Consider the following 14,940-nt stretch of genomic DNA (forward strand, 5'->3'; position numbering starts at 1 on the left):
CCCCCGCGCCGGGGGGGGCCGCCCGGCGGGCGGCGGGGAACGCAACCGCTCCGAGGGCTCCGGTTATTCCGCCGGGTTGTTCGGCCCAGTCGGGCTCCTCGTCGGCGGCGCGCTGGTTGGCGGCGACGGCCCGCAGCCGGTCCACCGCGCCGGGCATGGCGAACTGGGCGGCGCCGAGCCCTTCGACGAAGTAGCCGCGGCGGGCCCGTCCGGCGTCCTCGAAGGCGGACAGCACCCGGTAGACGGCGGCGAACCCGCCGGGGGCGCGCTCGGCGACGACCGCGCCGCGGGTGACGAGGCCATGCCGGTCGAGCAGCGTCTCCGCCAGCGCGTGGGCCCGGCGGGTCGGGTCGGTGTCGCGGGGCGGCAGCAGCGACCAGCGTCCGGCGACCATGGGCGGGCCACCGCGGCGGGGGGTCGCGGCCCGGCCGGCCCCTCGTCCCGCCCCGGTGAGGCCGGCGCCGTAGCCGGAGGCGAACCGCATGGTGGACCGCCGCGGCCGGGGCGGAGCGCGGTGGGTCGTCGCCGAGCCGCCGGACAGCCGGGCCCGCAGTGGGGCGAGCGTGTCGTTGGTGATCAGGCCGGCCCAGACGAGATCCCAGATCACGCCCGCCAGCACGGTGTCGTCGAGGCTGCCTACCCGGTCGGACAGCGTCCGGAAGAACAGGGCCTGGTCGTCGGCGAGCGCGTCGAGCACGGCCCGGTGCAGCGGGGTCGCGGCCGCATCATCGATCGCCTGGTCCGGCCCGTCGTCGTCGGTGCGCGGGTGTTGGCTGTCGTCGGCTGGCCGCCCGCCGGTCTCGCCGGTGGCCAGCGCGGCGAGATCCACCGTCCCGCCCGGCGCCGCTCGTGAGGACGGACTGAGCTCGCCGGCGTCACCGGGTCGCGCCGCCAGGGTGGGCAGCAGCAGCGGGGCGGCGTCGGCGAGCACCAGCGTCACCCAGCCGTCGTCGCCGGGGAGGCCACCCGCGCCGGCCCAGAGCACCTCGCCGGTCGCGCACAGCTCGTCGAGCATCGCCGGTGAGTAGTCCGCGACCCGGGCCGGCAGGACCAGCTGCTCCCAGGCGCTCGCCGGGATCAGCGCCCCCTGCAGCTGCTCGACCGCCCGCGCGACGGCGTCGACGCCGCGGGACCGTCCCGCCGTCACCGCCTGCCAGGCCGGGAGGAAGGCGCCGAGCGCCCGCGGCGGCACGGCCTCGACCTCGCGGCGCGACGCGGCCAGGCTCCGGCGACGCAACCGGCGCAGCACCTCGGCGTCACACCACTGCTCCCCGGTCCGGCCGGGCCGCAGCTCGCCGCGCACCAGCCGGCCCGCGCCCACCAGCCGTTCGAGCGCGCCGACGGCCACCGAGACGCCGAGGCCGAACCTGGCGGCGAGCTCCTCGGCGTCGAACGGGCCGCGCGTGCGGGTGAAGCGGGAGACCAGGTCGCCCAGCGGATCGCGGACCGGCTCGGTGAACGCGGCCGGCACCCCCATCGGCAGCGGCACCCCCAACGCGTCCCGCAGCCGCCCGGCATCCTCGACCGCGACCCAGCGCTCCTCGCCCGCGATCCGCACCTCCAGGGCCCGACCGGCAGCCGCCAGGGCCCGGAGCCACTCCTCGGTCGCGCCCCTGGCCAGTGCCTCGGCGGTGGTCAGGTCGCCGAGCACCCGCAGCAGGTCGGCGGCTCCCTCGACGTCGCGGGCCTGCCGCTCGGGCGCGAGCCGAGCCAGCTCCGCCTCGACCTCGGCGAGGGCCGTCGGGTCGATCAGCTCGCGCAGGTCGGTCTCGCCGAGCAGCTCGGCCAGCAGCCGGCTGTCCAGGGACAGCATCTGCGCGCGGCGCTCGGCCAGCGGTGCGTCGCCGTCGTAGAGGAACGTGGCGACGTAGCCGAACAGCAGGGAGCGGGCGAACGGCGACGGCGCGGGCGTCTCCACCTCGACCACCCGCAGCCGGCGGGCGTCGACGTCTCGGTGCAGCTCGACCAGCGCCGGGACGTCGAACACGTCCTGCAGGCACTCCCGCATCGTCTCCAGCACGACCGGGAAGTTCTCGAACCCGGCCGCCACCGACAGCAGCGCCGCGCTGCGCTGGCGCTGCTGCCACAGCGGCGTGCGCCGGCCGGGGGAGCGGCGCGGCAGCAGCAGGGCCCGCCCGGCACACTCACGGAACCGGCTGGCGAACAACGCGCTCGCGCCGACCTCGGTCCGCACGATCGCGGCGATCTCGTCCGGGTCGAAGACGACGTCCACGGCGCCGGGCGCGGCATCGGCGTCCGGCACCCGGGCGACGATGCCGTCGTCGGTATGCATGACCTGGACCTCGGCGCCGTACCGTTCCCGCAGCCGGCCGCCGATCGCCAGCGCCCACGGGGCGTTCACCCGGGCGCCGAACGGGGAGTGCACCGCGAGGCGCCAGCCGCCCAGCTCGTCGCGGAACCGCTCGACCACCAGGGTCCGGTCGTCGGACAGCCGCCCGGCCGCCTCCCGCTGCTCGTCGAGGTAGGCGAGCAGGTTGCTCGTCGCCCACCCGTCCAGGCCGGCCTGCCGCAGCCGCGCCTCGGCGTCTTCGGGACTCTTCCTCGTCAGCTCCCGCAGGAACGCGCCGAGCGCCCGGCCGAGCTCGGCCGGGCGGCCGGGGGAGTCGCCGTGCCAGAACGGCAGCCGGCCGGGCCGGCCGGGCGCGGGGGTGACCAGCACCCGGTCCGGGGTGATCTCCTCGATCCGCCAGCTCGACGAGCCCAGCAGCACCACGTCGCCGACGCGCGACTCGTAGACCATCTCCTCGTCCAGCTCGCCGACCCGGCTCGCCTTCTCGCCGACGAGGAACACGCCGAACAGACCGCGGTCGGGGATCGTGCCGCCGCTGGTGACCGCGAGCCGCTGGGCGCCGGGCCGACCGGTGACGGTGTTCGCCGCGCGGTCCCAGACGATCCGGGGGCGCAGCTCGGCGAACGCGTCCGACGGGTAGCGGCCGGACAGCATGTCCAGCACCGCCTCGAACGCGCTGCCCGGCAGCGTCGCGAACGGCGCCGCCCGGCGGACCAGCGCCCCCAGCTCGGCCACCGGCCAGGTGTCGACGGCCGTCATCGCCACGATCTGCTGGGCCAGCACGTCCAGCGGGTTACGCGGGTAGCGGGCCTCCTCGATCGCGCCGTCGCGCATCCGCTCGGCGACGACGGCCGCCTCCACCAGGTCGGCGCGATGGCTGGGGAGCACGACGCCGCGGCTCTCGACACCGACCTGGTGGCCGGCCCGGCCGACCCGCTGCATGCCGGCGGCCACGCTCGGCGGCGACGAGATCTGGACGACGAGGTCGACGGCACCCATGTCGATGCCCAGCTCCAGGCTGGACGTCGCGACGACGGCCGGCAGCCGGCCGGCCTTGAGGTCCTCCTCGATCAGCAGCCGCTGCTCCCGGCTCACGCTGCCGTGGTGCGCGCGGGCCACCTCGGCGTTCGGCAGGGACCCACGAGCCAGTCCGGCGGCGCCCATGACCTCGGCCGGAGTCACCCGCGTGGGCTCGCCTCGGTGGCCCCCCGGGCCGTCGAAACCGTCGAACTCGTCGGGCTGACCGACTGACGGCCCGCCCGGTGGCCCGGCTGGCTGGCCGTCGAAGTCGTGTAGGTCGATCCGGCCGCCGCCGCGTTGGACGTTCGCGTTCTCGGCCGCGATCAGCCGTTCGGTGTGCAGCTCGTTCAGCCGGGCGCAGAGCCGCTCGGCCACCCTGCGGGAGTTGGCGAAGACGATCGTCGACGTGTGAGCCTCGATCAGGTCGAGAACCTTGGCCTCCACCGCCGGCCAGATCGACGGCTTGGCCGGCTCGGCGACCGGCGGGCCGTCGCCGAGGCTCTCCAACGTCGGCAGCCCCGACACCCCGCCCGGTGCCGTCAGCCCGGCGAGACCATCCGGAGCCCCCGGGTCGGCCATGTCCCGCACCGGCACCACCACGTCCACCAGCAGCGTCTTCTGGGCCGGTGGCCGGACCACCGTCACCGGCCGGGCGCCGCCGAGGAACCGGGCGACCTCCTCGACCGGGCGCACCGTAGCCGAGAGCCCGACGCGGCGGGCCAGCGCGGCGGCCGGGACCGGATCGCCGCCCGACTCCGACGTCCGCAGCGCGTCCAGCCGCTCCAGGCTGAGGGCCAGGTGGGCGCCGCGCTTGGTGCTCGCGACCGCGTGCACCTCGTCGACGATCACCGTCTCCACCGCGCGCAGCGCCTCGCGCGCCTGGCTCGTCAGGATGAGGAAGAGCGACTCCGGGGTGGTGATCAGAATGTCCGGCGGGGTTCGGCCGAAGGCTCGCCGCTCGGTCGCGGGGGTGTCTCCCGTCCGCATCCCGATGCTGATCTCGGGGACGGTGTGGCCGAGCCGGGTCGCCGCCGCCTGGATGCCCGCCAGCGGCGCGCGCAGGTTGCGGGCGACGTCCACGGCCAGTGCCTTGAGCGGGCTGACGTAGAGGACCCGGCAGCGCCGGGTCGGGTCGGCCGGCGGACCGGAGCGGACCAGCTCGTCGAGCGACCACAGGAACGCCGCCAGTGTCTTGCCCGATCCGGTCGGCGCCACCACCAGGGCGCTTCCGCCGGCGCGCACCGCCGCCCAGGCACCCGCCTGGGCCGGGGTCGGCGCCGGGAAGGCAGCCTGGAACCACGCCCTGGTCGGCGCCGAGAACGCGGCGAGCGGATCGGAGTCTGGCACGCCCGCCAGTCTGCCTCCCACCTACGACATAACGCCCTGGCTGGCCCGCGGCCGCACCCGCTGGCCGGTGGCCGGTGGCCGGTCGCCGGTGGTCGCTGGTCGCTGGTCGGTGGTCGCTGGTCGCTGGTCGGTGGCCGCTGGCCGGGCTCAGCCCAGAGCCCTTCTTGTGGATCGCGATCTCCCGCTGGCGGGCCGCCACCTCCGTGCCTTGATCGCTGTCTTGGCCCTCTGCTGGTTGCGATACAGGTCGGATCACGACCATGCGAGGGCCGAAACGGCGATCAGTGGCGCCAGGGTGGTGGTGTGCGGCGGGTCGACCTCGTTGGTAGGCCGCCAATCCGGGCGCGGCACACTGAACAGGTGCGACTCACCGAGTTCTGGTCCAGGATGAACCGCCAATTCGGGACCGAGTATGCGGAATCGGTTGCCCGGGACCATGTGCTGGGCAGCCTGGGTGGCGCCACCGTCGAGGGGGCCCTGGCCCGCGGCGACGACGCGAAGGTCGTCTGGCGCGCCGTCTGCCAGGAGTTCGACGTCCCGGCCAAGGAACACTGACCGCTCGGTGCTCGGTGCTCGGTGCCCTGCTGGCACACCTGGGGAAAAGTCGGGGCGCGCTGGCGCGTCAGCGTTCAGGTCGAACGAATGTTCGGTTACCCTGTCCACAGGGGGACGGTTGTCCACAGTTGCGGGCCACCCTCTCGAAACTGTCGGACCCACCCCCTAACGTCGCCTTCGTGGCCACCAAGACTCGACGACCTCAGCCAGGAGTAGCTCCCATGGCAGGACCCGACCGCGACAAGGCGCTCGACAACGCCCTCGCGCAGATTGACAAGCAGTTCGGCAAGGGCTCCGTCATGCGCCTCGGCGACGAAGCCCGCGTGCCGATCCAGGCGATCCCGACCGGCTCGATCGCCCTCGACGTGGCCCTCGGAATCGGTGGCCTGCCGCGCGGTCGGATCATCGAGATCTACGGCCCGGAGTCGTCCGGCAAGACGACGGTCGCGCTGCACGCGGTGGCCAGCGCCCAGGCCCTGGGCGGGATCGCCGCCTTCATCGACGCCGAGCACGCGCTCGACCCTGAGTACGCGAGCAAGCTGGGCGTCGACACCGACAACCTGCTGGTCTCCCAGCCGGACACCGGTGAGCAGGCCCTGGAGATCGCCGACCTCCTGGTTCGCTCCGGCGCGCTGGACATCATCGTCATCGACTCGGTCGCGGCGCTGGTACCTCGCGCCGAGATCGAGGGCGAGATGGGTGACAGCCACGTCGGCCTGCAGGCCCGGCTGATGTCCCAGGCGCTGCGGAAGATGACCGGCGCGCTGTCGAACTCGAACACCACCGCGATCTTCATCAACCAGCTGCGCGAGAAGATCGGCGTGATGTTCGGCTCGCCGGAGACCACCACGGGTGGAAAGGCGCTGAAGTTCTACGCCTCCGTCCGCCTCGACGTCCGCCGGATCGAGACGCTCAAGGACGGCGCGGACGCGGTCGGCAACCGGACCAGGGTCAAGGTCGTCAAGAACAAGGTGGCCCCGCCTTTCCGGACCGCCGAGTTCGACATCGTCTACGGCGGCGGCATCAGCCGTGAGGGCTCGCTCATCGACATGGGCGTCGAGCACGCAATCATCCGGAAGTCCGGCGCCTGGTACACCTACGACGGCGACCAGCTCGGCCAGGGCAAGGAGAACGCCCGCAACTTCCTGCGCGACAACCCCGACCTCGCCGACGAGGTCGAGAAGCGCATCAAGGAGAAGCTCGGCATCATCCCCACGCTCGACGGCGACACCCTGGCACCTGTCCCGGTCGACATCTAGCCGCTCGATCTCGGGTCCGCCTGTCACCGGAGCGCCGGGCTGGCCTCCCGGTGCCTCCAACCCCGCCACGCCCTGCACTCTGCCGGCGAACCGCGCTGCCGTAGCGGGTCGGTTCCGCTCGGTCTGAGACAGCGGCGCAGCGGGCGAGGCAGGGCGGGGACGCGGGCCTTGTGGCGCCTGAGTCGATCTTCTTACTTCTTAGCTAGGAGGGTGCATGGTGGCGCCGGCCAGGACGGGCCAAGAGGCGGAGGTCGAGCGGGATCCGGTGGCCGTCGCTCGGGAGATCTGCCTGCGGCAGCTGGCGGTCCGGGCGCGGAGCCGGGCCGAGCTGACGGCGGCACTGCGGCGGCGCGGGGTGGCCGACGACGTCGCGGAGGCTGTGCTGGACCGGCTGACGGCGGTCGGACTGATCGACGACGACGCCTTCGCCGCGGCCGTGGTGTCCTCGGCCTACGAGAACCGTGGGCTCGCCCGACGAGGCCTCGCCGTCGAACTGCGGCGCCGGGGTGTAGACGACGACGTGGCGACGGCGGCGCTGGCCAGCGTGGATGGCGCCGCAGAGGAGACCGCCGCTCGCGACCTCGTCGACCGCCGGCTGCGTGGCATGGGCGGGCTCGAACGGCAGGTGCGACTGCGCCGCCTGGTGGCGATGCTCGGCCGGAAGGGCTACCCGACGGATCTGGCGGTCCGGGTCGTCACCCAGGCGCTCGAAGACTGCGGCGCGGCCGAGGACGACCTGCCCGACGACGACCTGCCCGGCGACCTGGACGAGGGACCGGACTGACCAGGAAGCCGTCGATCCAGGCGGGCCAGCTGGGTCAACAGCCGGGCTCCAAGAAGCGGGCACAGCGCCAGAAGGCCGTTGACCTGCCGGCTAGAGACCAACGGTCTGTGCTGACCGGTATTTCTTGACCCGGCAAAACTGGTCGATCTACGCTCAGCAACGGCGCGAGGACTCCCGCGGACAACGCGGTCGCGATAGTTGGCTCAAGTGCATATGTAGGCAACACCCAGTGCTCCTTGGCGCTGCCGACATCGTCGGTCACGCGAGGGAGAATGTTTCCGCGCACCTGGAGACTGCCACCGGGTGAATGCCGACGGTGTCGAGAAGGCGTCACGGCGTTTTCTCCGACCCTGGTCGAAATGCCGCCGTCTCGCGTGGGCTACTCGCCGCTCCGGTCCGTTCGACGGGACCTGACAGGGTCGGCTTCTGCAGTTCGCCGGCGTCTGCAGTTCGCTGGCCGCTGGCTGGCTCCCGATGGGCTGGACGTGTGCCCGGGAGCAGCTTTCCCGCGGACTCCGCGTGGAGTCGGCGGGGCTCCTGCTCCATGACCCGGATCGGGAGGAGCAGCGTTGATCGGCGTGCTCGTGGCACTCGTCGCGGTGGTGTTGGTTGCCATCGTCGCCCTCGCCCTGGTCGTGCTGCGGCTGTTGCGGGCGGGCTCGCGCACCGGCGCCGAGCCGAGCCCACGGCCATCGCCGGCGGCGGACGCCGACGCGGCGGCGGCCCTACGGGCCGCGCAGGCGGAGGCCGTCGCCCACGCCGAGACGGTCGCCCGGGAGCACGCCACCGCCGTCGCCCGAGAGCACGCCGAAGCCACGTCCCGTGAGCAGGCTCAGGCCTTGGCCCGCAAGCTCGCCGAGGCCGACCGCGAGAGGGCCGAAGCCGCCCGCCGCGAGGCGCAGGAGGAACGCGACAAGGCGATGGCCGAGCTTCGCGGCCGCCGGGCCGAGCTACGCGAGTGGGACAGCCGGCTCACCCAGCGCGAGGCCCGGATCGAGGAACGCCTGGCCACCCTCGAGGACCAGACCCGCCGGATCGAGTCCCGCGACCGCGAGCTCGCCGAACGGGACGCGGCCCTCGCCCGTCGGGCCAGAGAGGCCGACGACCTCGACGCCCGCCGGGTCGCCGCGCTCGAACAGGCCGCCGGCATGACCTCGTCCGAGGCGAAGACCGAGCTGTTGTCGGTCGTCGAGCAGCACGCGAGGCTGGAGGCCGCGACGCTGGCCCGCGAGATCGAGGCGCGGGCCGAGGACGAGGCCCAGGACCGGGCCAGGCGCATCGTCACCATCGCGATCCAGCGGGTCGCCGCCGAGCAGACCGCCGAGTCGGTGGTCTCCGTCCTGCACCTGCCCGGCGACGAGATGAAGGGCCGGATCATCGGCCGCGAGGGCCGCAACATCCGCGCCTTCGAGTCGGTCACCGGCGTGAACGTGCTCATCGACGACACGCCCGAGGCGGTGCTGCTCAGCTGTTTCGACCCGGTCCGCCGCGAGGTCGGCCGGATCACCCTGTCCGCGCTGGTCGCCGACGGGCGGATCCATCCGCAGCGGATCGAGGAGGAGTACGAGCGGGCTCAGCGCGAGGTCGAGGAACGGTGCGTGCGCGCCGGCAAGGACGCCCTGGTCGAGGTCGGCATCGGCGAGATGCACCCGGAGCTGGTCGTGCTGCTGGGCCGGCTGCGCTACCGCACCAGCTATGGCCAGAACGTGCTGGGCCATCTGGTCGAGTCCGCCCACCTGGCCGGGCTGATGGCCGCTGAGCTGCGGCTTCCTGCCCTGATCGCCAAGCGCGGCACCCTGCTGCACGACCTCGGCAAGGCGCTCACCCACGAGGTCGAGGGCTCGCATGCCCTGGTGGGCGCGGAGATCGCCCGCCGCTACGGCGAGCACGAGGACGTCGTCCACGCCATCGAGGCCCATCACAACGAGGTCGAGCCGCGTTCGGTCGAGGCGGTGCTCACCCAGGCGGCCGACGCGATCTCCGGCGGCCGGCCCGGCGCCCGCCGCGAGAGCCTCGAGTCCTACGTGCGACGGCTGGAGCGGATCGAGCAGATAGCGGCCGAGCGCCCCGGCGTCGAGCGGGTGTTCGCCATGCAGGCCGGACGGGAGGTCCGGGTGATGGTCGTGCCCGAGGAGGTCGACGACACCGCGGCCCATCTGCTCGCCCGTGACGTCGCCCGCCAGATCGAGGACGAGCTCACCTACCCCGGCCAGATCCGGGTCACGGTCGTCCGCGAGACCCGCGCGATCGAAACCGCCCGTTGAGCCAGCCAGCCATCGCCGTAACCTGGGTGAGTGATTGGCCGTAGCTACCAGGTGCGCACGTTCGGGTGCCAGATGAACGTGCATGACTCCGAGCGGATCTCCGGGCTGTTGGAATCCGCCGGCTATGTCCCGGTGGACGTCGGCGAGACCCCGGACCTCGTCGTGTTCAACACCTGCGCCGTCCGGGAGAACGCCGACAACCGCCTCTACGGCAACCTCGGTCACCTGTACCCGACCAAACGCGACAATCCGGGCATGCAGATCGCCGTCGGCGGCTGCCTCGCGCAGAAGGACCGCGGCACGATCACGCGTAAGGCCCCGTGGGTGGACGTGGTCTTCGGCACCCACAACCTGCATCGCCTGCCGGTGCTGCTGGAGCGGGCCCGGCACAATGCCGAGGCCCAGGTCGAGATCGCCGAGGTCCTGGAGGTCTTCCCCAGCACGCTGCCGGCCCGCCGGGCCAGCCACGCGTCCGCCTGGGTGAGCATCAGCGTCGGCTGCGACAACACCTGCACCTTCTGCATCGTCCCGAGCCTGCGCGGCAAGGAACGCGACCGCCGGCCCGGCGACGTGCTCGCCGAGGTGGAGGCGCTGGTCGACGACGGCGCCGTCGAGGTGACCCTGCTCGGCCAGAACGTCAACTCCTATGGCCGTTCCTTCGGGGACCCGGGTGCCTTCGCCAAGCTGCTGCGGGCCTGCGGCCGGATCGACGGCCTCGAGCGCGTGCGGTTCACCTCTCCGCACCCGCGCGACTTCACCGACGACGTGATCGCCGCGATGGCTGAGACCCCGAACGTCTGCCCCAGCCTGCACATGCCGATGCAGTCGGGCTCCGATGACGTCCTGCGCCGGATGCGGCGCTCGTATCGCCGGGACCGCTACCTCGGCATCGTTGAAGGGGTCCGGGCCGCGCTTCCCGACGCCGCGATCACCACCGACATCATCGTCGGCTTCCCGGGCGAGACCGAGCGGGACTTCCTCGACACCCTCGACGTCGTGGGCCAGGCCCGGTTCTCCGGTGCGTTCACCTTCCAGTACTCACCCCGGCCCGGCACCCCTGCCGCCACGATGGACGAGCAGGTCCCGCCGGCCGTCGTGGCCGAGCGCTACGGCCGCCTGGTCGCGCTGCAGGACGAGGTCTCGCTGGCGGAGAACAGGGCCCAGGTCGGCCGGACCGTCGAGGTCCTGCTGGCCGAGGGGGAGGGCCGCAAGGACGAGTCCACCGGTCGCCGCTCGGGCCGGGCCCGCGACGGGCGGCTCGTTCACCTCGGGCCCGACGCCAACGCCTCCGCCCGCTCGGGCGTGCACACCTCGCCGGCCGAGGAGGCGGCGGTGCTCGCCGAACTGGCCCGGCTTCGTCCCGGCGACGTCGTCACCACCGTGATCACCTACGGAGCGCCGCACTACCTGGTCGCCGCCGGCGCCCCGCGCGCGGCGCGGGCCACCCGCGCCGGGGACCTCTGGGAGGCCGACCGGGCGGCGCCCGCGGGCTCGGCGCGGCAGTCGGTCAGCCTGGGCATGCCCGGCATCGGAGCCGCCGCCGGCACGCGGGCATCTGAGGAGACCCACTCGCACGGCGACGGCCAGGCCTGCGGCTGCGCGGCGCCCACGCCGGGCCCAGTCTCAGCCCTGACGCTGGTCCCGGCCCCGACGCCGGCTCCGGCGCGGTAGCGAGGTGACGCTCGTCGTCGCGGCGGTCTGTCCGCACCCTCCGCTGCTGGTGCCCCGGGTCGGCGCCAATGAGCCGGTCGCCGCCCGTGAGCCGGCGTTGGCGGCCGTCCGTCGGCTGCGCGCCGCGAACCCGGATGTTCTGGTGGTCGTCGGCGATGACCCGGACGCCCTCGCGGCCGGCTTTCACGCCTATTCGTCGACGTCGGTCGGCGACTTCCGCGGCTTCGGCGTCGACTACCAGGTCCAGCTTGGGCCCGGGCCGACCGCTGGGATGTCCGATCTCGGTGGAGTCCCCGGCGCCGTGGGGGAGGGCGGAGCGACCGACGCCCCCAGACTGCCGCTGTCGCTCGCGGTCGGTGCCTGGCTGCTGGCCGAGACCGGCTGGGACGTCGCCCGCTGGGGCCTGGGGGTCTCGCCGAAGGCCGAGGCCGCGCAGGCCGTCGCGCGGGGCGCCGAGCTGGTCGCGGGACCGGACCGGGTCGCGCTGCTCGTGATGGGCGATGGCAGCGCCCGCCGGACGCCCAAGGCCCCCGGCGCCCTGGACGAGCGGGCCGAGCCCTACGACGCGGTCGTCGAACGCGCGCTGGCGACGGTCGATCTCGACGCACTGCTGGCCCTCGATCCGGGCCTGTCCGCCGACCTGCTGGTGGCCGGCCGCGCCTCGTGGCAGGTGCTCGCCGGCGCAGTGGGTGCGAGACCCATCGGAACGCCCACGTGGGGGGCAGACGTTTTGTACGCGGACGCCCCGTTTGGCGTCGGGTATTTCGTAGGCGTGTGGGAACCGGGGGTGTCGGGTGACGAGGGCCGTTGACAGGTTGGACGAGCCTCGAAGCGCGACCGTGGGTGGTCTCGCCGCGCTCGTCGCCGGACCGGCGGACGGCGCGACCGTGCTGATGCTGCCCGGCTTCACCGGCAGCAAGGAGGACTTTTTCCCGATCCTGCCGCTGCTGGCCACCGCCGGGCTGCGTGCGGTCGCGGTCGACCTGCGTGGCCAGTACGAATCGAAGGGCGAGCCCGACGGGCCCGACAGCCAGTTCTCCCTGGATGGCCTCGCCTCCGACGTCGCTCTGGCCGCCCGGGAGCTCGGCGGCCAGGTCCACCTCGTCGGCCACTCGTTCGGTGGGCTCGTCGCGCGGGCCACGCTGCTGGCGGACCCCGGACTGCTGGCGTCGGTCACCTTCTTCGGCTCCGGGCCGGCGGCGATCGGCGGGCCGCGAGGCCTGGCGCTGCGCGCGATGTACGCGCTCTACGCGCAGGGCGGCCTCGACGCGGTCTGGGCGGGGACCCGGGCGCTCGACCCCGCGGTCCGCTCCGCCGAGGAGGTCGACTTCCTGCGGCGCCGGTTCTTCGCCAGCTCCGAGCGCGGCATGCTGGTCATGGCGAAGGCGCTGCTCGGCGAGCCGGACCGGGTCGCCGAGGCGACGGCCGTCGCCTCGGCGCACGGGATTCCGCTCCTGGTCACCCACGGGGTCGACGACGACGCGTGGCTGCCGGCGCAGCAGGCCGACATGGCCGTCCGGCTGGGGGCCCGCCACGTCGCCATCCCCGTCGCGATGCACTCGCCCGCGGTGCAGAATCCGACCGGCACCGTCGAGGTGCTCGTCGCCTTCATCCGCGAGGCTGAGACCGAGGCCGCGGCCTGAACGGCGGCGACAACCCACGCGGGCGGCGGCCCAGGCCCGGACGAGCAGCCGCCCGGCCGCTGCCGACGGTCACGTCGGTCGCCGCGGGCGGGCCTCGGTCCGGTCATCCGTGGCAGGCTTGACGGCATCCTGAAAGGGCGGTGACGGTGCGCGACGACGCTGACGGGCTGCGCGAACCTCGTGGCCGGGTGGTCGCGATCGTCGGGCCCACCGCGGCCGGGAAGAGCGACCTCGCCCTGGACCTCGTCGCCTCGCTGGACGACGGCGCGGCCGAGATCATCAATGCCGACTCGATGCAGCTCTACCGGGGCATGGACATCGGTACCGCCAAGGTCCCGCCCGAGGAGCGACGCGGAATCCCGCACCATCTACTCGACATCTGGGACGTGACCAGGACGGCCGACGTCGCCAGCTACCAACGAGACGCCCGCGCGATCGTCGACCGTCTGCTGGCCGAGGGCCGGCTCCCGGTGCTCGTCGGCGGCTCCGGGCTCTACGTCCGGGCCGTGCTCGACGAGCTGGAGTTCCCCGGCACGGATCCGGTGATCCGCGCGGGCCTGGAGGCGCGGCTCGCCGAGATCGGCCCCGCAGCGCTGCACGCGGAGCTGGCCGCCGCGGCCCCGGCCGCCGCGACCGCGATCCTGCCGTCGAACGGCCGGCGGATCGTGCGGGCCCTCGAGGTCGTCGCGCTGACCGGAGGGTTCGTCGCGCGGCTGCCGGAGCACCGCTCGCACTACGACGTGGCCGTCATCGGTGTCGACCGGGCCGACCTGGACGACCGGATCACGACGCGGGTCGACCGGATGTGGGCCGCCGGCCTCGTCGAGGAGGTCCGGGAGCTGGACAAGGTCGGCCTCTCGGTGGGTCGGACCGCGTCGCGCGCGCTGGGCTATGCGCAGGTGCTGGGCTGGCTGCAGGGCGAGTTCGCATCGCAGGACGACGCCCGCGCCGCGACCGTCACGGCGACGCGACGGTTCGCGCGTCGCCAAAGGTCGTGGTTCCGACGTGATCCACGGATAAGCTGGCTCGACCAGCCCGATGCCGGCACCGTCCGCCGTCTGGTGGGCTCGCTGTGAACCTGAAGGGCCTGCGGGCACGCGGCTTCACCACCGTCGCGCGCCGCGCGGCCCGTGACGTGTGACCGGAAGTCTCGTCGCTGAAGTGCGCCAGCGGGGGGCGCGGCCGGTCCATCCCGGCGTCCGGGAGTGGCCGCGTGACCCAGCTCGACCTGGCGCTCATCCATGCTCTCTACGCCGCCTTCGACGACGGCACGCTGCGGTTCACCTTCGAACCCGAGGTGGACCTGCGGACCGGGTCGGTGCCCGGGATGACCGCCCGCCTGCAGTGGGCACACGCCGACCGCGGCCTGCTGGACGCCGCCGACGTCCGGGCGATCGCCCAGTTCGCCGGGCTCGCCGACCAGCTCGACCAGTGGGCGCTGCGCGCCGCCGTCACCGAGTGCCGGACGTGGCACCGGATGGCCACCGGCGGCGCCGTCCGTCCGCCCCGGCTCTGGCTGCACATCGGCTCGCGACAGCTCGCCCAGCCACGATTCGCCGCCGAGATCGTCACGATGGTCCGCGACCGCGGCGCGTTGCCGCCCGGCGCCGTCGGCCTCTCGTTCACCGAGGAGACGCTGGGGCGCGCGGACCCGTCGCTGCCGCGAACCCTCGACCGCCTGCGGGACAGCGGCGTGGCCGTCGCGGTGCGCGCGTTCGGCCGCTGGATCGGCTCGCCGGCCACCCTCGACCTGCTGCCCCTCGACCTGGTCCGGCTGGACGACCGTTTCCTGCGCGCCACGCTGCGTGATCTGGAGGGCGAGGCCGTCTTCGCCGCGATGGTGACCCTCGCCCGCCGCCGTCGGACCGTGGTCCTCGCCGACGGGGTCGACACCGCCCGCTTCGCCGCGCGCCTCATCAGCCTCGGCTGCGACCGCGCGACCGGCCCCGTCTTCTGCCCGCCCCTCGACGTGGACGAGGCCCGCCTGCTGGCGCTCGGCCGCGGCCGTCCGCGCGAGCCCCGAACCCCATCCCAGGCCGGCACCCCCAGCAAGGTCGCCACTTCCCACATGGCGTCCGCAGGCTGA

At 73.9% G+C, this 14,940-nt stretch carries 10 protein-coding genes; 9 read left to right on the forward strand and 1 reads right to left on the reverse strand.

The window, feature by feature from the left end; translation table 11 throughout:
• On the reverse strand, positions 1–4,678 hold a 4,678-nt coding region (locus I6A60_RS29125), incomplete at its 3' end, for a DEAD/DEAH box helicase (RefSeq protein WP_307873919.1).
• Between the two features lie 360 nt (positions 4,679–5,038).
• Here I6A60_RS29125 and I6A60_RS29130 point away from each other — a divergent pair.
• The 9 genes from I6A60_RS29130 to I6A60_RS29170 all read left to right on the forward strand — a co-directional run bounded on the left by I6A60_RS29130 (position 5,039) and on the right by I6A60_RS29170 (position 14,940).
• The gene (locus I6A60_RS29130) at positions 5,039–5,233 is read left to right on the forward strand and encodes a DUF3046 domain-containing protein (RefSeq protein ID WP_203020251.1); all 195 of its coding nucleotides are present in this window, start codon (positions 5,039–5,041) and stop codon (positions 5,231–5,233) included.
• A 221-nt stretch (positions 5,234–5,454) separates the two neighbouring features.
• Positions 5,455–6,492: a recombinase RecA gene (gene recA / locus I6A60_RS29135; RefSeq protein ID WP_203020253.1), complete on the forward strand. Its 1,038-nt coding sequence runs from the start codon at positions 5,455–5,457 to the stop codon at positions 6,490–6,492.
• Between the two features lie 214 nt (positions 6,493–6,706).
• Complete coding sequence (gene recX / locus I6A60_RS29140; protein ID WP_203020255.1) at positions 6,707–7,276, forward strand: recombination regulator RecX; 570 nt, start codon at positions 6,707–6,709, stop codon at positions 7,274–7,276.
• A 569-nt stretch (positions 7,277–7,845) separates the two neighbouring features.
• On the forward strand, positions 7,846–9,540 hold the full coding sequence (rny, locus tag I6A60_RS29145; protein ID WP_203020257.1) for a ribonuclease Y: 1,695 nt from the start codon (positions 7,846–7,848) through the stop codon (positions 9,538–9,540).
• Positions 9,541–9,612: 72 nt separating this feature from the next.
• Entirely contained in the window at positions 9,613–11,211 is a 1,599-nt protein-coding gene (gene miaB, locus I6A60_RS29150; protein ID WP_238436482.1) for a tRNA (N6-isopentenyl adenosine(37)-C2)-methylthiotransferase MiaB, read from the forward strand.
• Between the two features lie 4 nt (positions 11,212–11,215).
• Positions 11,216–12,022 (forward strand): class III extradiol dioxygenase subunit B-like domain-containing protein, encoded by an 807-nt coding sequence (locus tag I6A60_RS29155; RefSeq protein WP_203020259.1) that lies wholly within the window; start codon positions 11,216–11,218, stop codon positions 12,020–12,022.
• Positions 12,006–12,854, forward strand: coding sequence for an alpha/beta hydrolase (locus I6A60_RS29160; RefSeq protein ID WP_307873921.1), 849 nt, complete (start codon positions 12,006–12,008; stop codon positions 12,852–12,854). Before I6A60_RS29155 ends, I6A60_RS29160 begins: the two co-directional genes overlap by 17 nt.
• A gap of 146 nt (positions 12,855–13,000) precedes the next feature.
• A complete protein-coding gene (gene miaA / locus I6A60_RS29165; protein ID WP_307873922.1) occupies positions 13,001–13,930 on the forward strand; it encodes a tRNA (adenosine(37)-N6)-dimethylallyltransferase MiaA in 930 nt (309 codons plus the stop codon).
• Positions 13,931–14,067: 137 nt separating this feature from the next.
• Positions 14,068–14,940 carry an EAL domain-containing protein gene (locus tag I6A60_RS29170; RefSeq protein WP_203020261.1) on the forward strand — a complete coding sequence of 291 codons (873 nt, stop codon included), beginning with the start codon at positions 14,068–14,070 and terminating at the stop codon, positions 14,938–14,940.

The sequence above is a fragment of the Frankia sp. AgB1.9 genome (assembly GCF_016786355.1).
In the GTDB taxonomy this organism is placed as follows: domain Bacteria; phylum Actinomycetota; class Actinomycetes; order Frankiales; family Frankiaceae; genus Pseudofrankia.

What these genes read in the sequence shown, in the direction of transcription:
- recA (WP_203020253.1), top strand. Translation starts at nt 5,455, where the DNA reads ATGGCAGGACCCGACCGCGACAAGGCGCTCGACAACGCCCTCGCGCAG.
- recX (WP_203020255.1), top strand. Translation starts at nt 6,707, where the DNA reads ATGGTGGCGCCGGCCAGGACGGGCCAAGAGGCGGAGGTCGAGCGGGAT.
- miaB (WP_238436482.1), top strand. Translation starts at nt 9,613, where the DNA reads ATGAACGTGCATGACTCCGAGCGGATCTCCGGGCTGTTGGAATCCGCC.